Here is a 21664-nt window from a genome sequence, read left to right on the forward strand (position 1 = left end):
GTTCCGACCTACGCCGTCAAGCGTCGATACGCTCCCGGTCCAGGCTGGAGGCCCCGGCGATGATGAAGTCCTTGCGCGGGCTCACGTCGGAACCCATCAGCAGGTCGAAGATTTCCTCCGCCTGCTGGGCGTTTTCGATCCCCACCTTCCGCAGGGTGCGGTGGCGCGGATCCATGGTGGTCTCGGCCAGCTGCTCGGCATCCATTTCACCGAGGCCCTTGTACCGCTGGATGGGTTCCTTGTACCGCTTGCCTTCCTTGGCCAGGCGGGCCAGGAGCACGTGCAGTTCGGCCTCCGAATACGTGTAGATCATCTCGTTGGCCTTCTGGCCGGCGTTGATGACCTCCACCCGGTGCAGCGGCGGGACCGCGGCGAACACCCTGCCCTCGAGGATCATGGGCCGCATGTACCGGAAGAACAGCGTCAGGAGCAGGGTGCGGATGTGCGCGCCGTCCACATCGGCGTCGGTCATGAGGATGACCTTGCCGTACCGGGCGGCGCCGATGTCGAAGCTCCGGCCCGATCCGGCGCCCACCACCTGGATCAGGGCAGCGCACTCGGCGTTGGAGAGCATGTCCCCCACCGACGCCTTCTGGACGTTGAGGATCTTGCCGCGGATCGGCAGCAGCGCCTGGAAGTCGGAGGAGCGGGCCAGCTTTGCGGTTCCGAGCGCGGAGTCACCTTCCACGATGAACAGTTCGGAACGTTCGACGTCGTCCGTCCGGCAGTCGGCGAGCTTGGTGGGCATCGAGGAGGTTTCGAGCGCATTCTTGCGGCGCTGGGTCTCCTTGTGCACGCGCGCCGAGATGCGCGACTTCATCTCGTTGACGATTTTTTCCAGGAGGAGCGAGGACTGGGCTTTGTCGTTCTTGTTGGACGAGCCGAGCTTGGCGGCGATTTCACGCTCCACCACCTTGGCGACGATGGCGCGGACCGCGGAGGTGCCCAGGATTTCCTTCGTCTGCCCCTCGAACTGCGGCTCGGCGAGGCGGACGGTCAGGACCGCCGTGAGGCCGGCGAAGATGTCGTCCTTCTCGATCTTGTCATTGCCGGCCTTGAGCTTGCGGGCGTTGCTTTCCACCGCCTTGCGGAACGTCTTCACCAGGGCCTGCTCGAAGCCGGACTGGTGGGTGCCGCCCTTGGGGGTGGCGATGATGTTGACGAAGCTCCGGACCGTGCTGTCATAGCCGATGCCCCAGCGCAGCGCCACATCCACCTCGCAGTCGCGCTCCACTTCGGCGAGCTGGCTTTGCCCGCGCTCGTCCAGGACGGGGACCGTTTCTTTGAACTTGCCCGAACCGTGGAGCCGCCAGACGTCGGTGACGGCAGGATCGGCCGCCAGGAACTCGACGAACTCCGAGATGCCGCCGTCGTGGTGGAAGACCTCCTCATGCGGGCCGCCCTCACCGGGGGTGCCCGGAAGCCGGCGCTCATCACGGACGGTGAGTTTCAGGCCCGGCACCAGGAAGGAGGTTTGCCGGGCCCGCGCCACGAGGTCGTCGTAGGAGAACTTGGCGTCCGGGGTGAAGATCTGCCGGTCGGCCCAGTACCGGATGCGGGTTCCGGTGACGCCCCGCTTGGCCTTGCCGACGACGTCCAGGACGGAGTCCTCGACGAACGGAGTGAAGGGCGCGGCGGGGTCCAGGCGGGAGCCGGCGTCCTTGAACCTGCCCGGTTCACCCCGGCGGAAGGACATCCGGTAGGTCTTGCCGCCGCGGTCAACTTCGACGTCGAGCCGCGACGAGAGGGCATTCACCACGGACGCGCCGACGCCGTGCAGGCCGCCGGAGGCGGTGTAGGAACCGCCGCCGAACTTGCCGCCGGCGTGCAGCTTGGTGAAGACCACCTCGACGCCGGTGAGCCCGGTCTTGGGTTCCTTGTCGATCGGGATGCCGCGGCCGTCGTCGTGGATCTCCACGGAGTTGTCGGCGTGCAGGATGATCCGGATGTCGTGGCCAAACCCGGCCAGGGCCTCGTCCACGGAGTTGTCGATGATTTCCCAGAGGCAGTGCATGAGGCCGCGCGAGTCGGTCGAGCCGATGTACATGCCCGGGCGCTTGCGGACGGCTTCGAGGCCCTCCAGCACGGAGAGGTGCCGGGCAGTGTACTCAGAGCTTGGTGCCACTGGTGCTGAACTCCTTCGGGGATGTGGAAGCGGGAGCTGAAAACCGCTCCTTCTAGGGTAGTCGCCGGCACGTGGCACGGCCGCCAGCCACACCCGGAAGCGGGTGTGCAGCGCGCCACGGCCGCCGCGGCCGGGCATGGATGGGCAATTCTTGACCGAACCTTGTGGATACGCGCACAGCGAACTTGCCCCATCCTTGCGCTGGTTTGGATACGAATGCTGGTTATATAGATGTACAGATCTACTAAGGAGGCCGATATGACAACAGCAGTGGCAGATCGCACACTCAACGCACTGGACCGGTGCGACCGTTGCGGAGCTCAGGCGTATGTCCGGGTTGTACTCGAGTCCTCCGGCGGTGAGCTGCTGTTCTGCGGCCACCACGCGCGTGCAGTCGAGGCAACGCTGAAGCCGTTGAGCTCGGACTGGCACGACGAAACGGGAAAGCTTCACGAGAAAGCTGCCGTTGAGATCGACTAGATGAGGCATCGGCAAGACCGAACCCGGTGGGGCCCTTCCGTCATGGAAGGGCCCCACCGGCGTTAACGGCACCGCCCGTGAAACCTACGGGTTAAACGGCCAGGCCGTCCCGGACCCACCGCGGGTTCGGGACGGCCTGGTTCGTTGCGCTGGAGACTTAGTCCAGGTAGTCCCGGAGCACCTGCGACCGGGACGGGTGGCGGAGCTTGGACATGGTCTTGGATTCGATCTGGCGGATGCGTTCGCGGGTCACGCCGTAGACCTTGCCGATTTCGTCTAAAGTCTTCGGCTGTCCGTCGGTCAGGCCAAAGCGCATGGCCACGACCCCGGCCTCCCGTTCGGACAGGGTGTCCAGGACGGAGTGCAGCTGCTCCTGCAGCAGGGTGAAGCTCACGGCGTCCGCGGGAACCACGGCTTCCGAGTCCTCGATCAGGTCGCCGAACTCGGAGTCGCCGTCCTCACCCAGCGGCGTGTGCAACGAGATCGGCTCGCGCCCGTACTTCTGGACCTCGACGACCTTTTCCGGGGTCATGTCCAGCTCGAGGGCCAGTTCCTCGGGCGTGGGTTCGCGGCCCAGGTCCTGCAGCATCTGCCGCTGGACACGCGCCAGCTTGTTGATGACTTCCACCATGTGCACCGGGATACGGATGGTGCGGGCCTGGTCGGCCATGGCGCGGGTGATGGCCTGGCGGATCCACCAGGTGGCGTACGTGGAGAACTTGAAGCCCTTGGTGTAGTCGAACTTCTCCACGGCACGGATCAGGCCAAGGTTGCCTTCCTGGATCAGGTCCAGGAACAGCATGCCGCGGCCGGTGTAGCGCTTGGCCAACGACACCACGAGGCGGAGGTTGGCCTCCAGCAGGTGGTTCTTGGCGCGCTTGCCGTCGTGGATGATGAATTCGAGTTCGCGCTTGTACTTCGGGTCCATGGAGCCGTCGTCGGCGGCGATCTTCTCTTCGGCGAAGAGTCCCGCTTCGATCCGGAGCGCAAGGTCAACTTCCTGCTCGGCGTTGAGCAGCGCGACCTTACCGATCTGCTTCAGATAGTCCTTGACGGGGTCCGCCGTGGCACCAGCGGACATGACCTGCTGGACGGGGGCGTCGTCGTCATCGGCGTCGGAGTAGACGAAGCCCTTGCCGGATCCGGCAGCGGCCTTGGCAGGTTCCTCATCGGTGTCGGTCTCCGCGTCGGCGTCCTCGACCGCGTCGGGTCCATCGAGGGCACTTTCGTCGAATTCCTCTTCGACGTCGTCGGCCTCGTCCGGGTCAGCGTCACCGGCGGAAGCCTTGTTGGCGGCCTCGGCGGCAGCCTTGGCACCGGGCTTGGGCCCGCGCTTCTTGGGCTCGCGCTTGCCGTCCGTTGCAGCCTTGGAGGCTGCCCGCTTTGCGGGGGCCGCAGCCTTGTCCTCAGCGGACAGTTCGTCCTGGGCGGCGGGGTCCTTCTTCGTGGAAGACGGGGTCACAGAAAACCTTTCTAGCGGTGGTCTGTGGAATCACCATGCGGGCAACACCACTATGACCCTGTCAAGTCCGTGGTGGAAACCAAGCGCCACCACGGCCGTCAGAGTCACTTAAGACAACTGCCGGAGCGGCTGTAATGTTCCCTTCCGGGATGCATTACCGGCACTCGATACACGGACCCAACCGGGTCTCGGCATCCATTGTCTCATGATTTGGCAGGATCCCGCCTCCCCCATCGCCATCCGTTACAGGAGTCCGCCATCGACGCCAGTGGTTCCGCCGGGTACCCGGCCGCGCCTGGTCCCTATCCCTGTGGGGCCGGCCCTTCCCGGAATTTCTGCCAGGCAGCCTCCTTCCGTGCGGCCCAGCCGCAGACGACCCCGCGGGACACCAGTTCCAGCAACAGTTCCGCCAGCCGGTATTGCGGCTCAAGCTCCAAGGCCTGGCCGAGATACGCCGCTGCGTAGGAGCCCCGGCCCCGGCACCAGGCAATCCAGCCCCGGCCGGTGAACGCCGCGGCTGCGGGACGCCCGCCCGGTGCAGCGAGGTGTTCCAGGATCCGGTCCAGGCGGTCGAGACCGGACCAGTCGGGCAGTTGCGGGGCGACACCCATAAGGACCTCGCCGTATCCAGGGACGGCCGCGTTGGCCGTATGGCGCGCAACCCCTTCCCCTGGGCCGGGTACCCTGCCGGCCGGCAGTGTCCGGATCGACCCGCCGGGCGGAGGACCGGCCGCCGGGGGCCGGACAGCCGGCAACCTGGCGTGTCCATCCGTTCCCCCGGTTGATCCGTCGGCAAGCAGGCCGAACTGTTCCGCGCCGGCCTCCGCGGCCCGCCTGCCCGCCGCCGCCAGGATGAGGACCGCGTCCCGCCAGACCGTGGACACCAGCGTGGCCCGCAGGAACGCGTCACGTTCCACCTCCGGCAGCCATGGCTCGGTTTCGGGCATCCCGAGCAGCGCCTCCCAGCAGTCCAGCACAGCGTTGAACTGTGTCCTGTCGGCTGTGCGGCTGCCAAGTTCCAATTCCCATGCTGCCTCCGCCTGATGCACTGCTGCCAGGTGAAGCGCCGGAACGGCGGGAACAGCGGCTTGTCCGGCACGCGGCGCCGGACCCACGCTGCTTCCCCGGTAAACCATCTCGGTATTGAGCGTACTGTCGCGGATCTGCTGCACGGGCCGGCCGGGAAAAGGGCAGCAGGATGGGTCGGTGCAGAAGGCGTCACGCCAGTATTGGTCGCCCACATACCAGGCATCGCGCACCGGCATCCCGGCCCGGTCCAGGACCGAGCGCACCCGTGACAGCAGCGGCCGGTAGCCGGACGGCACTGCCGTTCCGGAGTCACCGCCGAAAAGGGCCAGCAGCGACCCGTCCGCCTCCGGGTCTGACTCCAGGTAGCGGCGGACGGCGCGCGCATAGGCTCCGGGGTCTGCCCGTGCCTGCGGTCCCGGCAGGTCGAGGCGCAGCGTTGCCCCGAGCCTGGTTCCGTGCAGCGTCATGGCCACCAGGCTCGATGCCGGCCAGTAGCCCAGGGAATGCGGAATGAAGCCGAGAATGTCCTCCGGCCCACGGACTGTCAGTCGTTCAGGAGCTGTCATGGCTCCAGCATCCGCGGCCACGGCCGACACCGGCAGCAGGAATTTCGGCTATGTGGAAACAGGAACCGGTGGAGGACCAGTGCCCGTGCCCGGCAGGATACTGCCGGAGATGGCTCAGTCCCCGCTTGGCTCAGCTTCACGCCGGCGGGCGAGGTTCTCGCGGCGCTGCCGGGCCAGGGCGGCCCGAAGCGGAGGTACCACGATCCCTTGGGCGGCCATCTGCCGGCGCACTTTGCGCCGGGAAGCCACGATTGCCGCGGCGCCGGCGCCGAGCACCAGGAACTGGACGCTGAGGGCCAGGCGGAAGGGCTCCAGGCCGTACAGCACCCCCTGGGAGAATCCGGTGGCGTGGAGGACGTCGAGGACCAGGCCGATCAGGAAGATCGAAACCAGTGCCGCGATGAAGCCGCCGACGTTCACGATGCCGGTGGCTGTGCCGATCCGGTGCGCGGGGTTGAAGGTCCGGGCAAAGTCGAAGCCGATCATGGACCCGGGGCCGCCGACGGCGAGCACCACCACCAGGCCGGCCAGCAGCCACAGCGGGGCGCGGCCGGGCAGAAGCAGGACCGCTGCCCACGCCGCAGCGGTGGCGCCGGCGATCAGCAGCACCATGGTGGAGCGGCGCAGCGGGTGGCGGGAGACGAAGCGGCCGATGAAGGGGCCCACCGCCATGGCCGCGGCAACGTACAGCGCCATCAGGGCCGCCACCGTTCCGGCGTCCAGGCCCTGGCCGGAAATCAGGAACGGGTAACCCCAGGTCATGGCGAACACGGTGCCGCTGAACTGGATGGTGAAGTGGCTCCACATCCCCAGCCGTGTTCCGGGCTGTCGCCAGGCCCGGGCCAGCGAGGCACCAGTGGCCCGGAGCCCCTGCCGTGCATGCGGGCGTTCGGTGCCCGGCGGAACGTCCTGCAGGAGCAGCACCACCAGCACGACGGCGAGCGCGGACATTCCGGCCAGCATCAGGAACGCCGGGGTCCAGCCCGAGGTGTGCAGCACGAACGCGAAGGGCAGGACGCTGAACAGTTGGCCCAGCTGGCCGGACATGCCGGTCAGCTGGGTCACGAGGGGCACCCGTCCGGGTGCGAACCACAACGGGATGAGCCGGATCACGGAGATGAAGGTCATGGCGTCGCCGGCACCGACGAGTACACGGCCGGCCACACCCCCGGGGATGCTGTCGGCGAAGGCGAGCTGCAGCTGGCCGAGGCCCATGAGGATTGCGCCGCCGGCGATCATGGCGCGCGACCCGAACCGGTCCACGAGCAAACCGACGGGGATCTGGAGGCCGGCGTAGACGAGCAGCTGGAGGACCGTAAAGAAGGAGATCGCCGACGCCGTGGCGTGGAACCGCTCGGTCGCCTCGAGCCCCACTACACCGAAGGACGTCCTTTGCGCCACGGCCACCAGGTATCCGAATATTCCGATGGTCCAAATCAGCCAGGCGCGGGGTGCAGTCACATTGTCATTATGCCGGGCAGCAGCCCGATTCCCGCGGAGCTGTGACCGAAGCTACTGCCCTGGGTTCTCCCGGGCCAGGTAGGCCTCTACGGCAGCGCCAAGCACGTCGGCATCGGGAAGCTCGTCGTTCTCGTTGGCCAGCAGCGAGCGGCGCACCATGCCGTCGGCCTTCTCGTCGTACCTGGTCTCCAGGCGGGACACCACCTGCTGGACTTCCTCGGAAGCCTCGATCTGCTCAGCGATCTGGCGGCTGACTTCGCGGCCGGACTCGCGCAGCCTGTCGGTGGGGAGCATCAGTGAGGTGGCCGCCCCAAGATATTCAAGCCCCGCGACCGCAGCCGTGGGGTATTCGGCTTCGGCCAGGTAGTGCGGGACGTGGATGACGTAGCCGGCCACGTTGCGTCCGGCTTCAACGAGGCGCAGTTCCAGGATGTGGCCGACGGCGGCGGGGACTTCCACGGTGGGCTTCCAGACGGAGATGCCTTCAATGAGCTCCGGCCGGTTGCCGTGCACGGTCACGCCGACGGGCCGGGTATGGGGCACCGGCATGGGGATCGAATGGATCCAGGTGACCAGGTTGACGTCGAGCTGCTCGACGATGTTCACGACGGCGCGGGCGAACCGTTCCCACTGCAGGTCCGGCTCGAAGCCTGCCAGCAGCAGGAAGGGTTTGCCGAGGCCGTCCACGAGCCGGTACAGCGCCAGGCGGGGTTCCTGGTAGTCCTGGAGGTGGTCCTCGACGAAGGTGAGGTGGGGGCGGCGGGAGCGGTAGTCGATCAGCTGGTCGGCGTCGAACACGGCGACGGGTTTGGCATCCAGCGTATCCAGCAACTCGGCGTTGATCTGCTTCACTACGTGCCCGGCGTCGGCAAAGCCCGTGAACCCCATGACCAGGTTCAGCCCGCGAAGCTCCGGGCTGTGGAACAGCTCAATGTTGCTCGCGTACAACGCGTCCGGGTCCAGCAGCGAGCCGGAAATCCGTTCAAGCACGGCACATTCCTTTCAGAGGTAGGGGCGGTCAACAGGTATAACGCGGCCGGCCGGGCAGGCATTCCGGCAGCGGGTGTGGCGCACCTCTCAGGAAATACCCCCGCCGCGCCGGTGACGGGCTACGATCGGAACTGGCCTGGCAGCCGGGCCTGCACGTACGCGGGCCGCCTCCGGAACAGCCGGATCCGGGCCACCATGGCAGAGCGCCCACCATGCATCCCTGCCCGAACGTTGTCGAGAATTGAGGACTCATCCCTGTGGTCAAGAATACTGAAATCAACCTTAGTACCGTCTCGCGGGGCCTGAAGGGGGCCAGCGACGCCGTGGTCATCGGGGTGGGGCAGGGAACCGACGGGCCCGTCCTGCTGGACAACCCGCTGACGGCCAAGTCCGCCGAGGCATTGGCCGATTCCCTGAAGCCGCTCGGAGTTACGGGTGCCGCCGACCAGCTGGTCCGCCTCCCCGGCCTGCCCGAAACCGGGTCCGGCATCCTGGTCCTCGCCGGGGTGGGCAAGGTGTCCGCGGGCCAGCCGCTCACCGGCGAAACGCTGCGCCGCGCAGCGGGATCGGCCGTACGGCAGCTCGCCGGCCTGGCTACAGTCACGCTCGCGTTTCCCACTGCCTCCGTCCAGGACGTGGCGGCGGTCGCCGAAGGCGCTGCGATGGGCGCCTACTCCTTCACCGAGTTCCGCTCCTCGAGCGACGGGCTGAAGGACCCGGTCCGCAATGCGGTGATCTTCACGGAAGTGGCCGCCAATGCGGACCTTGACGCCGTCCTCAAGCGGGCGGGCCTGGTGGCCAAGGCGGTAAACTCCACCCGTTCGCTGGTCAACACACCCCCGAGCCACCTCTATCCGGAGACGTTCGCGGACGCCGCGAAGGACCTGGCGAAGGGGCTCCCCGTCAAGGTGACGGTCTGGGATGAAAAGCGCCTCGAGAAGGAAGGCTTCGGCGGCATCATGGGCGTGGGCAAGGGCTCGGCCCGGCAGCCGCGCCTGGTCAAGGTCGAGTACTCCCCCGCCAAGGCGGCCAGGAAGATCGCGCTCGTCGGAAAGGGCATCACCTTCGACACCGGCGGAATCTCCATCAAGCCGGCCCTGCACATGGGCGACATGAAGAGCGACATGGCGGGCGCCGCCGTCGTCCTTAATACGGTCCTGGCCCTTGCCGGCCTGGGCCTGCCCGTGAAGGCGACCGCCTGGCTCTGCATCGCCGAGAACATGCCCTCGGGCGCCGCCTCGCGCCCGGCCGATGTCCTGACCATGTACGGGGGAAAGACCGTCGAGGTGCTGAACACGGACGCCGAAGGCCGGCTGGTAATGGCTGACGGCATCGTTGCCGCCAGCGGCGAATACCCGGACGCCATCATCGACGTCGCCACCCTGACCGGCGCGCAGCTGATCGCACTGGGCAACCGGACGGCGGGCGTCATGGGTACGGACAGTGTGACGGGGGCGCTCAAGGCCGCCGCGGACCGCGCCGGGGAACTGGTGTGGCCCATGCCCCTGCCGGAGGAACTGCGCCCGAGCCTGGACTCGCAGGTGGCGGACATCGCCAATATTGGCGAACGCCACGGCGGCATGATGACCGCCGCCGTGTTCCTGCGCGAGTTCGTGGGTAAGGACAAAGCGGGCGAACAGATTCCCTGGGCGCACATCGACATCGCGGGACCGTCCTTCAACAACGGCAGCCCGTACGGCTACACGCACAAGCAAGGCACTGGATGCACTGTCCGGACCCTGGTGGCATACGTCGAGGACATCCTGGCCGCGGCCTGACGGACAGGCCACCGGCCACCGGCCGCGGTGCTGCGCGGCTTTGTGGCGCGGGTGCTCCCTGCGCCACAAAGCCGCGTGACACTGGACACAAGCGCTCCACAAACGCGGCGACAAGGTGGAGCATGGATAGGTGGTTCGCTAAGGTGAACCACGGTAGTCACAAATGCAAGAGAGTTGCCCTGCTGACATAATCACGGCAGTGCAAGTTCCAAGACCAGATGATGCGCGCTGACCGCGTCATCGTTCACGCGAGGGAGCGTTTTAGTGGCCGATCAGGCAACTGCGCAAGAATTCGACATCCTGGTACTCGGTGGCGGCAGCGGCGGATACGCTGCGGCGCTGCGTGCGGTACAGCTGGGCCTCACCGTCGGCCTCGTGGAGAAGGCCAAGCTGGGCGGCACCTGCCTGCACAACGGCTGCATCCCCACCAAGGCACTGCTGCACTCGGCAGAACTGGCCGACCACGCCCGTGACTCCGCCAAGTACGGCGTGAACGTCACCCTCGACAGCATCGACATCAACGCTGTTAACGCGTACAAGGACGGCATCATCGCCGGCAAGTACAAGGGCCTCCAGGGCCTGATCAAGTCCAAGGGCATCACCGTTATCGAGGGTGAGGGCAAGCTCCAGGGCACCGACACCGTCGTGGTCAACGGCACCGCCTACAAGGGCAAGAACATCATCCTGGCCACCGGCTCCTACTCCCGCACCCTTCCGGGCCTGGAAATCGGCGGCAAGGTCATCACTTCCGACCAGGCCCTCACCATGGACTACATCCCCAAGAGCGCCATCATCCTGGGCGGCGGCGTCATCGGCGTCGAGTTCGCCTCGGTGTGGAAGTCCTTCGGCGTGGACGTCACCATCGTCGAAGGCCTGCCCTCGCTGGTCCCCAACGAGGACGCCACCATCGTCAAGAACTTCGAGCGGGCCTTCAAGAAGCGCGGCATCAAGTTCTCCACCGGCGTCTTCTTCCAGGGCGTCGAGCAGAATGACGACGGCGTCAAGGTCACCCTGGTGGACGGCAAGACCTTCGAGGCCGACCTCCTCCTGGTCGCCGTGGGCCGCGGCCCCGTGACCGCCAACCTGGGCTACGAGGAAGCCGGCATCACCATCGACCGCGGCTTCGTCATCACCAACGAACGCCTGCACACCGGCGTCGGCAACATCTACGCTGTCGGTGACATCGTCCCCGGCGTCCAGCTGGCCCACCGCGGCTACCAGCAGGGCATCTTCGTGGCCGAGGAAATCGCCGGCCTGAAGCCGGTGATCGTCGAGGACATCAACATCCCCAAGGTCACCTACTCCGAGCCCGAGATCGCCACCGTGGGCTACACCGAGAAGGCTGCCAAGGAAAAGTTCGGCGACGACCAGGTGCAGACGCAGGAATACAACCTTGCGGGCAACGGCAAGAGCTCCATCCTGGGCACGTCCGGCCTGGTCAAGCTGGTCCGCCAGAAGGACGGCCCCGTGGTGGGCGTCCACATGATCGGCGCCCGCATGGGCGAGCAGGTCGGCGAAGCCCAGCTCATCGTGAACTGGGAAGCCTACCCGGAGGATGTGGCACAGCTGCTGCACGCCCACCCCACGCAGAACGAGTCCCTGGGCGAAGCCCACCTGGCCCTGGCGGGCAAGCCGCTTCACGGCTAGCCTCCCGCAGCATTACCGAGCCCGGTGCACCCGGCCGTTTCGACCGGGTGCACTAGGCTTCCAGCATGGCAGCATTCATTCGCACTAAAGATCAATAAGGAGAACGGGGACGACATGTCTGAATCCGTTAACTTGCCCGCCCTCGGTGAGAGCGTCACCGAAGGAACCGTCACCCGCTGGCTCAAGCAGGTGGGTGACCGGGTAGAGGTGGACGAGCCGCTGCTCGAAGTCTCCACCGACAAAGTAGACACTGAAATCCCCTCTCCTGTAGCTGGCGTGATTGAGGAAATCCTGGTCGCGGAAGACGAGACCGCCGAGGTCGGCGCGCCCCTGGTGCGCATCGGCGACGGCTCCGGCGGCGGCTCCGCGCCCGCCGAAGAGGCAGCTCCCGCCCAGGAGGCACCCGCTGCACAGGCTGAAGGAGCACCCGCCGAAGAGGCACCTGCAGCCCCTGCCCAGGAAGCACCTGCCCAGGAGGCACCCGCCCAGGAGGCCCCGGCTGCCGGCGGCGGCGAAGGCCACGAGGTCACCCTGCCTGCACTGGGCGAGAGCGTGACCGAAGGCACCGTGACCCGCTGGCTCAAGGCTGTCGGCGACTCGGTCGAGGTCGACGAGCCGCTGCTGGAAGTTTCCACCGACAAGGTGGACACCGAGATCCCGTCCCCCGTAGCCGGCACCCTCCAGGAGATCCGGGTCAACGAGGACGAAACCGCTGAGGTGGGCTCCGTGCTCGCCGTCATCGGCTCCGGCGCTGCCGCCGCACCGGCCGAGGCTCCGAAGGCCGCACCGGCTCCCGAGGCTCCCAAGCAGGAAGCTCCCGCTCCGGCCGCCGCTCCCGAAGCTCCCAAGCAGGAAGCACCCAAGCAGGAAGCTCCGGCACCTGCGGCGGCACCGGCCGCGCCTGCAGCCCAGGAAGCGGCACCGGCCGGCGGCTCCGAATCCGGTTACGTCACCCCGCTGGTCCGCAAGCTCGCCAACCAGCACGGCGTGGACATTTCCTCCCTCTCCGGCACCGGCGTCGGCGGCCGCATCCGCAAGCAGGACGTCATCGCCGCCGCGGAGGCCAAGACGGCACCCGCAGCCGCCCCGGCGGCAGCACCTGCCGCTTCCGCACCGGCAGCGTCCGGCGCGGCTGCCTCCTCGCTGCGAGGCACCACCCAGAAGGCTCCCCGCATCCGCCAGGTCATCGCCCGCCGCATGCGCGAGTCCCTGGAAGTCTCCACCCAGCTGACCCAGGTCCACGAGGTCGACATGACCAAGGTGGCCAAGCTGCGCGCCCGGGCCAAGAACTCCTTCCAGGCCCAGAACGGCGTCAAGCTCACCTTCCTGCCGTTCATCGCCAAGGCTGTGGCCGAAGCCCTCAAGCAGCACCCCAAGCTCAACGCTGCGTACGACGAGGACAAGCAGGAGATCACCTACCACAACGCCGAGCACCTGGCGATCGCCGTCGACACCGACAAGGGCCTCCTGGTTCCCGTCATCGCCGACGCAGGCAACCTGAACCTGGCCGGCCTGGCTGGCAAGATCGCCGACGTCGCCTCCCGCACCCGCGACGGCAAGATCGGCCCGGACGAACTGTCCGGCGGCACCTTCAGCATCACCAACATCGGTTCGGTGGGGGCCCTGTTCGACACCCCGATCATCAACCAGCCGCAGGTAGGCATCCTGGGCACCGGCGCGATCGTCAAGCGCGCAGTGGTTGTTGCCGACGAAAACGGTGACGACTCGATCGCCATCCGCTCAATGATGTACCTGTCCCTGACGTACGACCACCGCCTGGTTGACGGCGCGGACGCGGGCCGCTTCCTCCAGACCCTGAAGGCACGCCTTGAAGAAGGCGCCTTCGAAGCGGACCTCGGTCTCTAAGCGAAGCACCAGCGACGACGGCGGTGCGGGCCTGCGGTGGAAATCCCACCTGCGGCCCGCGCCGCCGTCGTGGTTTAAGCGGTGGGGGAGGCATCCCGGCCGTCCTGTCGCCCGCGTGGTTGTGCTACGGGCTGTAGAACTGACTGGCTAAGCTGGAGACATGACTATTCTGTTCAATTTCCTGGTGTTCCTGCACATCGTCGGCGCGGCCATGATCGTGGGCTACTGGATCGCCACCATGCGCGAACCCACCGTGCACCCGCGCCAGCGTGACGGTGCCTTCCTGCAGCTCCTGACGGGTGTCGCCATGATGGGCCTGCTCCCGTTCCTGCCCGATGCACACCCCAACTACGCGAAGCTGGGCATCAAGCTGGTCATCGCCATAGTGGTGGCAGTCCTGGCCGTCGTCGGAACCCGCAAGGTCAAGACCGGGCAGCCGGTTTCCACGGGCCTGGCGCACGGTGTGGGCGGCCTGGCGCTGGTGAACGTCGCCATCGCCACCCTCTGGCAGTAATACGGATCCCTGCGGTCATAATCCTCTGACAGCGGACACCCCGTGCGCCGGTGGGGCATGATCCCTAGGATGGACAACGGTGGGGCCCCGGCAGTCAGCCGAAAATGGCGGCCCCAGGACAATCGATGTGAGGAGTGAACATGGCAGCAACCCGTTCAGCAAATGCGGTATGGAACGGCAACCTGACGGAGGGCGCGGGAACCACGTCGCTGGCCACCTCGGGCCTGGGCACGTTTGATGTCACCTGGAAGGCGCGCACGGAAGCGGCCAACGGCAAGACCAGCCCGGAAGAGCTGATCGCGGCCGCCCACGCGGCGTGCTTCTCCATGGCGTTCAGCAACGAGCTCGCCAAGGCAGGGCACACCCCTGAGGAAGTCCGCGCCAAGGCCGATGTCACGTTCGTTCCCGGCACGGGCATCACGGGCAGCCACCTGACCGTTTCGGCCAGGGTCCCGGGCATTTCGGAGGACGAATTCCAGAAGATCGCCGGCGAAGCCAAGGTGGGCTGCCCGGTTTCCGGCGCACTGGCAAGCATCGACATCACGATGGACGCCACGCTGGAGTCCTGACCCGGCACCCGTCAGCAGCAGATAGGGCCCTGCCACGCCGGATCGTTCCGGCGCGGCAGGGCCCTTTGTGGTCCCTCCGGTCAGTTTCCCTGCCGGCGCGCGGGAAGGGGGGCCGGCCGCAGGCGGCGGTAACCCTCACGGGCCGGCGGACGGTCAGTCGGCAGTTCCTGGATCATTTCCTTCAGCGCCCCGATGCCGTACTCCAGCTGGGGGTCCCGGCCCGCAGCATAGGCGTGCGGCGGGAACGCCACCTCGATGTCCGGATCCACGCCGTAGTTCTCCACGCTCCAGCCGACGCCGCCGCCGAACCAGGTGGCGTAGCGGGGCTGGGTGACGCCGGTGCCGTCGGCCAGGGCGAAGCGGTTGTCGATGCCCACCACACCGCCCCAGGTACGGGTGCCGATGACCGGGCCGATCCCCCGCAGCTTCGAGACCTGCGTGATGATGTCCCCGTCCGAGCCGGCAAATTCATCGGCAAGGATGACCACCGGTCCGCGCGGTGCGTGGTGCGGGTACGTCCGGGGCTTCTCGCCGCGGGGCATGCTCCAGCCGGTCACTTTCCGGCCGATCAGCTCGGCCACGAGCTGGGACGTGTGGCCCCCGCGGTTGCGCCGGACGTCGACAATGAGGCCGTCCAGTGCCGTCTCTGTGTCAAGGTCACGGTGCAGCTGCGCCCAGCCGTTGGCCATCATGTCCGGGATGTGCAGGTAGCCGAAGGTGCCGTTGGAGGCCTCCCGGACAGTCCGCCGGTTGCCGGCCACCCACTCCTGGTAGCGCAGCCGTTCCTCATCCTTAACGGGCACGACGGCGACCCTGCGCTGGGTGCCCGCGGCCGGGCCGTGTGCCGGGCCGTTGAGGAGGGTCAGTTCCACGGCGCGGCCGGCGGCGCCGACCAGCTGCATCGCCGGCGTGACGCCGGCGGAGAGCGGGACGCCGTCGATGGCCAGCAGGATGTCCCCCGCCTTGGCACCGACGCCCGGCCGGGTCAGCGGTGAGGTCGCCAGGGGGTCGGAGGACTCGCCGGCCAGGATGCGGGTGATTTCCCAGCCCGCGGCGGTGTGCGCGAGGTCGGCGCCGAGCCGGCCCTGGCCCCGGCTGCCCCGTTCGGTCACGGCGGCCGGGCGGACGTAGGCGTGCGACGTTCCCAGTTCACCGTGCAGTTCCCACAGCAGGTCCACCAGATCATCATGGGACCCGAGCCTGTCCACCAGGGGGCGGTAGCGGGCGTGGATGGATTCCCAGTCCTGGCCGGCCATGTCCTCGGTCCAGAAGAAGTCGCGCTGCAGGCGCCACGCTTCGTCGAACGCCTGGCCCCAGACGCTGGGCGGGTCCAGCAGGACGCGGATGCGGGCGAGGTCCACCGTGACCACCTTGCCCGAGTCCTCATCGGCCTTGGCGTCCGCAGGAACCACGGTGACCTGCTTGTCGCAGACCACGGCCACTTTTTTGCGGTCACCGGAGAGCCGGTAGCTGTCCAGCGAGTCCACCAGGGTGGCCTTCTTCCGCTGTGTGAGGTCGTAGCGCACCAGGCTGGGGCGCGCATCCTTGTCCTCCTGGTCGGCTTTGCCGTCGCCGGTGACACCGGCCAGGACGGAGTCGAGCCACAGGAGGGCTCCGTCGGCGGTCTTCAGCGAGCTGTAGTTGCCCTGCGGCACCGGAACGGTGATCACGCGGTGGGCCAGGCCCTCCGGATCCACCTGGACGGCGGGTACGGCGTCGTCCCGGCTGCCGCCCGTGCCGCTGCTGCCGGTCTCCGCTTCAGCCGCGGGTCCGGCGCCGGCGGGATCCACCGACGGGCCAAAGGGCGACGGCGTGCCGGCGGCGAGTGCCACCAGGTAAGGCTTGATGGGGCTGGGGAAGGAGAGATCGAACGAGTGGCCGTCGTAGACGGGATCGAAGCTGCGGTTGGACAGGAAGGCCAGGAATTTTCCGTCCGGGGTGAAGGATGGGGAGGCGTCGCGGAACCGTCCGTCGGTGACGTCCACGGGGTCGGCCTCCAGGTTGTCCACCGTGGCCAGCCGAAGCCGGCTACGGGAACCGAAGGAGGTCACCGGCTCCGACCAGGCGAGCCAGCGTGAGTCGGCCGACCATGCCAGTTCGGCGATGCTGCCTTCACCGATGCTCGCAACGAGCGAGAAGTCCCCGCTGTGCGTGTCCACCACGTGCACGTCGCCGAATGAGGTGCCCATGGCTATCCACCGGCCGTCCGGGCTTGCTTCCAGCGAACTGGCGCGCGCGGGCGTGGGCACGCTGATGCCCCCTGACGCCGCGCCGGACTGCGCCTCGGCAACGGACGCCGACGCTTCGGGAGCCACGTCTGCCTGCTGCTCGTCGTCTGTCGGGGCGTGGCTGCTATGCCCCGGCAGCACCGCAGCCCCCGAGGCCGGAACCGGCTGCGGCAGCCTGACCGTTTCCGGTCCCTTCGCAGGGTCCGTCCCGGCAGGGACGGGCTCCCGGCCAAGTGCCTCTTGGCCGGCTGCAGGGCCGGCAGGGACAGGGGCCGCGATATCCTTGATGTGCAGCGCTTCCACGCCGTCGTGGTCGGCCACATAGGCAATGCGCCCGTCCCCCAGCGGCCGTGGCAGCCGGCCCCGCACGCCCGGCGTAGCCTCGATGATGCGGGACGGGCCGTCCTTGTGCCGCAGCCAGTGGATGGTGCCGTGGGACTCGACGGCGCTGGCGGCCCCGGTGCCGTCCGGCACCACCGACCCGAGGTGCTTGGCGGCGTCGAGGAGCGCGGGGCGGCGGGACTGCGAGGCAGAGCCGAGGGTGATCTCCAGCTTCACCGCGTCGGAGCCGAGGTCATGGAGCACCCACAGTTCACCCGCGGCTTCGAAGATGATCCGTTTGCCGTCGGTGGCGGCGTGCCGCACGTAAAAGTCCTGGTGGTCGGTGTGGCGGCGCAGGTCTTTGCCGCTGGGCAGGACAGAGTAGAGGTTGCCGTAGCCTTCGTGATCGGACAGGAAGGCGATCCTGCCATCCACCCAGAGGGGGTCGGTGAGGTTGCCGTCAAGGTCCGGCAGGAGGCGCTCGAACTCGCCGTTACCGTCAGAGTCGATCCACAGCTTTCCTGCGGTGCCGCCGCGGTACCGCTTCCACCACGCCGGTTCCCGGGACAGCACGCTTCCCAGGACGACGGGGCGCTCATCGCCCACCTCCGGCCCGAAAGCCACCGATTCCACCGGCCCGTAGGGCAGCTCCTGGGCCCAGCCGCCGTCGAGCGGCACGCTGTATGCGTAGGTGTGCCGGCTCTCCGCCTGGCGGAAAGCACTGGTGACCACCACCGAGCCGGCCGCGGTGAACCCCTTCACCCTGGTGGTGCTGTGGCCGAAGTAGGTCAGCTGCCGGTAGCCGCCGCCGTCGACCTGCGCTGAGACGACCTCCGGAGCCGTTCCCTGCACCACTGTCCACACCAGGCGTTTGCCGTCAGGGGTGAAGCGGGGGTTGCGGGCGGGAAGCTGGAGCGAGGAAACGCGCCAGGCCCGCCCGCCGTCCAGGGGCGCAATCCACACGTCGTCCTCGGCCACGAAGGTGACCAGATCGCCGTGCAGATGCGGAAAACGGAGGTAGCTCGAAGAGGTCATCGTTTGATCATAGTCAACCCCTCCCCCGCGCCGCGGGAGGTGCCGGGACGCCGCGGCCGTGGTGAGATGGACCATGCGCATCGTCATGGCCGGCGCCTCCGGGCTCATCGGCAGTTCCCTGTCCAAAGCCTTCCACGAGGCCGGCCATTCCGTGGTGAGGCTGGTCCGGCGGGCACCTGCCCACGCCGCCGAAGTCCGCTGGGACCCGGCGGCCGGAACCCTGGACCCGGTCGCACTTGCCGGGGCGGACGCCGTCGTGAATCTTTCCGGCGCCGGGATCGGGGACCGGCCCTGGACCCGGAGGCGGGTTGAGGAGCTGTTCAGTTCGCGGCTGGGGCCGACCCGGACCCTGGTGCGGGCCATGGCGCACCTGGACTCGCCGCCGAAGACGTTCATCAGCCAGTCCGGTTCGGGCTACTACGGTGACGCCGGCAATACGGTCCTGCGGGAGGACGCACCGCCCGGCGCGGGCATCCTCGCGCAGATCTGTGTCGAGTGGGAGCAGGCCGCGCTGGCGGCGCCCGCCGGCGTGCGCGTTGTCACGCCGCGTACCGGGATCGTTTTCAGCCGTTCCGGCGGTGCCCTGGGACGGCTGCTGCCACTGCTGCGGTTGGGGGTCGGCGGTCCGTTCGGCAACGGGCGCCAATTCTGGCCATGGGTGACGCTTCCCGATGTTTCAGCCGCCTTCCTCTTCCTGCTCGATTCCGCGGTCTCCGGCCCGGTCAACCTGTCCGCCCCGGAACAAGCGGACGTGAACACCACGGTGGCGGCGCTGGCCCGGGCCCTGCACCGGCCCGCCGCGTTCCGTGTTCCCGCCCCCGTCCTCCGCACGGTGCTGCCGGGCCTGGCCGAGGAGCTCCTGCTGTACAGCCAGCGCATGGAGCCGGCCGTCCTTTCCGCCGCCGGTTTCCAGTGGCAGCACCATCGCCTGGACGACGGCGCACGCTGGGTGGCCGGGCATCACGGCGGACGCGGCTAGCGGTCTGGGCGCGGCCGGCGATCCTGGCCCGGCTCAGGCGCCCGGATGGATCTCGCTGATCAACCACTGGCCGTCCACCCGCACCAGGACCAGCCGGAGCCGTTGGGCGGGGCCGGGTGCACCTGTGGCCACGGCGGCGCCGTCGGCGTCCAGCGTCCGGTAGCCGGAGGTGGCCGAGGTCAGCGCGACCACTGCCCTGGCGCCGGTTGCACCGTCCTCGACGGTTGCCGCCGAAACCGAACTGGCGAATCCGTCCAGCCGCAGCCCCGCGTTGTCCAGCCCGGCGGAGATGCGCTGGTCCGCCGCCGCTGCCGGTGATCCGGCCGCGTTCACGGCGTCCAGCAACTCCGCCTTCCCGCTGCTGAAGGCCTGGTCCCGCAGGGCGGCAAGGCCGGCCACGGCCAGCAGCGGGTCAGCCGAGCGGGCCTGCTGCAGGGCGGCATCCGTACGCGCCGCGTCTGACTGTCTTCCGTGGGTGCCTGTTTCCCCATCACCGCCGGGACCGGCAACCAGTGTGGTGGCCGGCGCAGGGCCGGGACCCGCTGCGGGAAACCCCGGTCCACCGCCGGGCGCCGCGAGGAGCCACGACACCGCAGCCCCGGCCGCGGCCACGACGGGCACGGCGGCGAGGAGCCTGGCACGCGCTGCGGACCCGCCGGAGACCCGGGCGTAAGAGACAGCATGCTTTCCACGAACCGGGGCGATGCCTTCGGGCCGCGGAGACGGCGGTTCCGGCTGCGGAAAAGGCATGCTGCGCGCCGGCGGTCCCAGCCGGGACAGGCGGGAGGTCGCAGCCCGCCGCACCAGGCCCCGCAGTTTCGCCCTGCGCCCGCCGGCAGCCTCGTGCCCGCGATCGCGGCGGCGGGTCAGCAGCTCGGGGATGACTGTGGGGTGCACGGCATCGGCCAGGTCCACCGGCAGCGGCGCGGCGCTGCGGTACACGGCCGTGGCCAGGGCCATGGCTGTGGGACGCTGCCGCCAGTCCTCATGAAGCCCGGCTTCCAGGGCAAGGGCGAGTTCCCTGGGGACGCCGGGAACCAGCAGGGAAAGCGGCGGCCGTCCAGCGGTCCGCCCGGGCGCAGCGCCCGTCAGGCAGAACCACCCCAGGGCGGCCGCTGCGTAAACATCCCGTTCGGGCTGGAGCCCGGCGCGCACGGCATCCACCGGCGCCGGGTCCAGGAAGCCGCGGGTCCCCGGGGGCAGTGTGCTGCCCGGGTCCCCGATCATCCGGGCGACGCCCACATCGGAGAGCATCGGTTTGCCCTGCCCGGTGAACAGCACGTTCCCGGGGGCGACATCCGAATGCGTGAAGCCCTTCCCGTGGAGGTAGCCAAGTGCCTGGGCAATGGGAGTCAGGACAGTGACGGTCTCCCCCACGCTGAGGCTGCCGCGCGCACGCACCAGCTGGGCCAGCGATCCGCCGGCGGCGTAATCCATGGTCAGTGCCAAACCGTTGCCGGGCCCGTCCACGCGGACCGCGTCGTGCGCCCTGATGAGGTGCGGGTGGTCCAGGACCGACAGGATCCGGAGCTCCCGCCGCAGCTCTTCCTCGCCGACGGCGGGATTGCCCGTTTCATCGGCCCCGGCCCGGAAGCACTTCACCGCGACGCGCTTCCCTGTCCGCTGCTCGGTGGCCAGCCACACGTCTGCGCTGCCGCCGCGGCCCAGCAGCCGCCCGACGTCGTAACCGGCAATTCCGGGGGCCTGCGAATCGTCCATGCTCCATGTCTAGCCGAAACGCGCCCGGCCTGCAGAAGTTATCCACAGGGGCGCTGCGCCTCCCCCGTCCGGGTGCCGGCGGTGAGCTTGGACACTAAACCGGGAGCGTGCGGCTTCGGGGACTAAGCTGGATGCCATGACTCTTGAGTTTTCACAGCTGGGTCTTGCCCCCGACTTCGTCGATTACATGGACGGCTGGGATGCCCAGCGCGAACTCCACGACGAAGTCGTCGCAGGCGTTGCCCCCAGCACCGTCCTGCTTTTGGAGCACGCCGCCGTCTACACGGCCGGCAAGCTCACGGAGGAGCACGAAAGGCCGTTTGACGGGACGCCCGTCGTCCCGGTCGACCGCGGCGGAAAGCTGACCTGGCACGGACCCGGCCAGTTGATTGCCTACCCCATCGTGAAACTGAAGAACCGCTCGGGCATCCGCGACTATGTCGAGCGGCTCGAAGAGATCATGATCTCCGTCATGGCGGACTACGGCATTCAGGCTGAACGCATCAAGGGCCGAGCCGGCGTCTGGATCAAGGCTGATGCCAAGGGCCCGGACCGCAAGATCGCCGCCATCGGCATCCGTGTCCTGAACGGGGTCACCATGCATGGCGTTGCCATCAACTGCAGCAACGACCTCGCCCCGTACGGGCAGATCATCGCCTGCGGCATCACCGATGCCGGGGTGACCACCATGTCCCTGGAGACAGGCCGGGACATCCAGCCGGCCCATATCGTGGACCGGTTTGTGGAGGAATTCCGCAAGCACGAAGAAGCATTGGTTTCGAGCCCTGAAGGAGCTCTACTGTGACATTGGCACCTGAGGGCCGGAAGATGCTGCGGATCGAGCAGCGCAACGCTGCGATCCCGGTGGAACGCAAGCCGGAATGGATCAAGGCGA

At 68.2% G+C, this 21664-nt stretch carries 15 protein-coding genes; 8 read left to right on the forward strand and 7 right to left on the reverse strand.

The annotated features are described in order from the left end of the window. Positions 1-16: 16 nt before the first annotated feature. Positions 17-2125: a DNA gyrase/topoisomerase IV subunit B gene (locus tag ACYSM9_RS18785; protein ID WP_461858475.1), complete on the reverse strand. Its 2109-nt coding sequence runs from the start codon at positions 2123-2125 to the stop codon at positions 17-19. Between the two features lie 258 nt (positions 2126-2383). Between ACYSM9_RS18785 and ACYSM9_RS18790 the strand changes: the two genes are divergently transcribed. Continuing rightward, positions 2384-2605, forward strand: a complete 222-nt coding sequence (locus tag ACYSM9_RS18790) for a DUF7455 domain-containing protein (protein WP_013600696.1) — start codon at positions 2384-2386, stop codon at positions 2603-2605. 157 nt (positions 2606-2762) lie between these two features. Here ACYSM9_RS18790 and ACYSM9_RS18795 read toward each other — a convergent pair whose 3' ends face one another. The 4 genes from ACYSM9_RS18795 to ACYSM9_RS18810 form a co-directional block, all read right to left on the reverse strand. Beyond that, positions 2763-4067 carry an RNA polymerase sigma factor gene (locus tag ACYSM9_RS18795; protein ID WP_461858476.1) on the reverse strand — a complete coding sequence of 435 codons (1305 nt, stop codon included), beginning with the start codon at positions 4065-4067 and terminating at the stop codon, positions 2763-2765. Between the two features lie 302 nt (positions 4068-4369). Next, positions 4370-5662, reverse strand: coding sequence for a DUF4192 family protein (locus ACYSM9_RS18800; RefSeq protein WP_461858477.1), 1293 nt, complete (start codon positions 5660-5662; stop codon positions 4370-4372). A 114-nt stretch (positions 5663-5776) separates the two neighbouring features. Further along, a complete protein-coding gene (locus ACYSM9_RS18805; protein WP_461858478.1) occupies positions 5777-7123 on the reverse strand; it encodes an MFS transporter in 1347 nt (448 codons plus the stop codon). 51 nt (positions 7124-7174) lie between these two features. Beyond that, positions 7175-8113 (reverse strand): proteasome assembly chaperone family protein, encoded by a 939-nt coding sequence (locus ACYSM9_RS18810; protein ID WP_461858479.1) that lies wholly within the window; start codon positions 8111-8113, stop codon positions 7175-7177. Between the two features lie 257 nt (positions 8114-8370). Between ACYSM9_RS18810 and ACYSM9_RS18815 the strand changes: the two genes are divergently transcribed. The 5 genes from ACYSM9_RS18815 (at position 8371) to ACYSM9_RS18835 (ending at position 14487) form a co-directional block, all read left to right on the forward strand. Further along, positions 8371-9891, forward strand: a complete 1521-nt coding sequence (locus ACYSM9_RS18815) for a leucyl aminopeptidase (protein WP_461858480.1) — start codon at positions 8371-8373, stop codon at positions 9889-9891. A 264-nt stretch (positions 9892-10155) separates the two neighbouring features. Next, the gene (gene lpdA, locus ACYSM9_RS18820) at positions 10156-11538 is read left to right on the forward strand and encodes a dihydrolipoyl dehydrogenase (protein ID WP_461858481.1); all 1383 of its coding nucleotides are present in this window, start codon (positions 10156-10158) and stop codon (positions 11536-11538) included. A 114-nt stretch (positions 11539-11652) separates the two neighbouring features. Next, positions 11653-13404: a 2-oxoglutarate dehydrogenase, E2 component, dihydrolipoamide succinyltransferase gene (gene sucB, locus ACYSM9_RS18825; protein WP_461858482.1), complete on the forward strand. Its 1752-nt coding sequence runs from the start codon at positions 11653-11655 to the stop codon at positions 13402-13404. A gap of 160 nt (positions 13405-13564) precedes the next feature. Continuing rightward, positions 13565-13918 carry a hypothetical protein gene (locus ACYSM9_RS18830; RefSeq protein ID WP_461858483.1) on the forward strand — a complete coding sequence of 118 codons (354 nt, stop codon included), beginning with the start codon at positions 13565-13567 and terminating at the stop codon, positions 13916-13918. 140 nt (positions 13919-14058) lie between these two features. Further along, positions 14059-14487 carry an OsmC family protein gene (locus tag ACYSM9_RS18835; RefSeq protein WP_221387530.1) on the forward strand — a complete coding sequence of 143 codons (429 nt, stop codon included), beginning with the start codon at positions 14059-14061 and terminating at the stop codon, positions 14485-14487. Between the two features lie 80 nt (positions 14488-14567). Here ACYSM9_RS18835 and ACYSM9_RS18840 read toward each other — a convergent pair whose 3' ends face one another. Continuing rightward, positions 14568-18071 (reverse strand): S41 family peptidase, encoded by a 3504-nt coding sequence (locus ACYSM9_RS18840; protein WP_461858484.1) that lies wholly within the window; start codon positions 18069-18071, stop codon positions 14568-14570. A 73-nt stretch (positions 18072-18144) separates the two neighbouring features. Between ACYSM9_RS18840 and ACYSM9_RS18845 the strand changes: the two genes are divergently transcribed. After that, entirely contained in the window at positions 18145-19050 is a 906-nt protein-coding gene (locus ACYSM9_RS18845; RefSeq protein ID WP_461858485.1) for a TIGR01777 family oxidoreductase, read from the forward strand. A gap of 33 nt (positions 19051-19083) precedes the next feature. On the opposite strand, the gene ACYSM9_RS18850 is transcribed toward ACYSM9_RS18845, so the two are convergent. Further along, positions 19084-20769: a serine/threonine-protein kinase gene (locus tag ACYSM9_RS18850; RefSeq protein WP_461858486.1), complete on the reverse strand. Its 1686-nt coding sequence runs from the start codon at positions 20767-20769 to the stop codon at positions 19084-19086. 127 nt (positions 20770-20896) lie between these two features. Here ACYSM9_RS18850 and lipB point away from each other — a divergent pair, with 127 nt between their 5' ends. Then, a complete protein-coding gene (gene lipB / locus ACYSM9_RS18855) occupies positions 20897-21574 on the forward strand; it encodes a lipoyl(octanoyl) transferase LipB (RefSeq protein WP_461858488.1) in 678 nt (225 codons plus the stop codon). The last annotated feature ends 90 nt before the right edge of the window (positions 21575-21664 follow it).

Source organism: Arthrobacter sp. C152 (assembly GCF_054890965.1).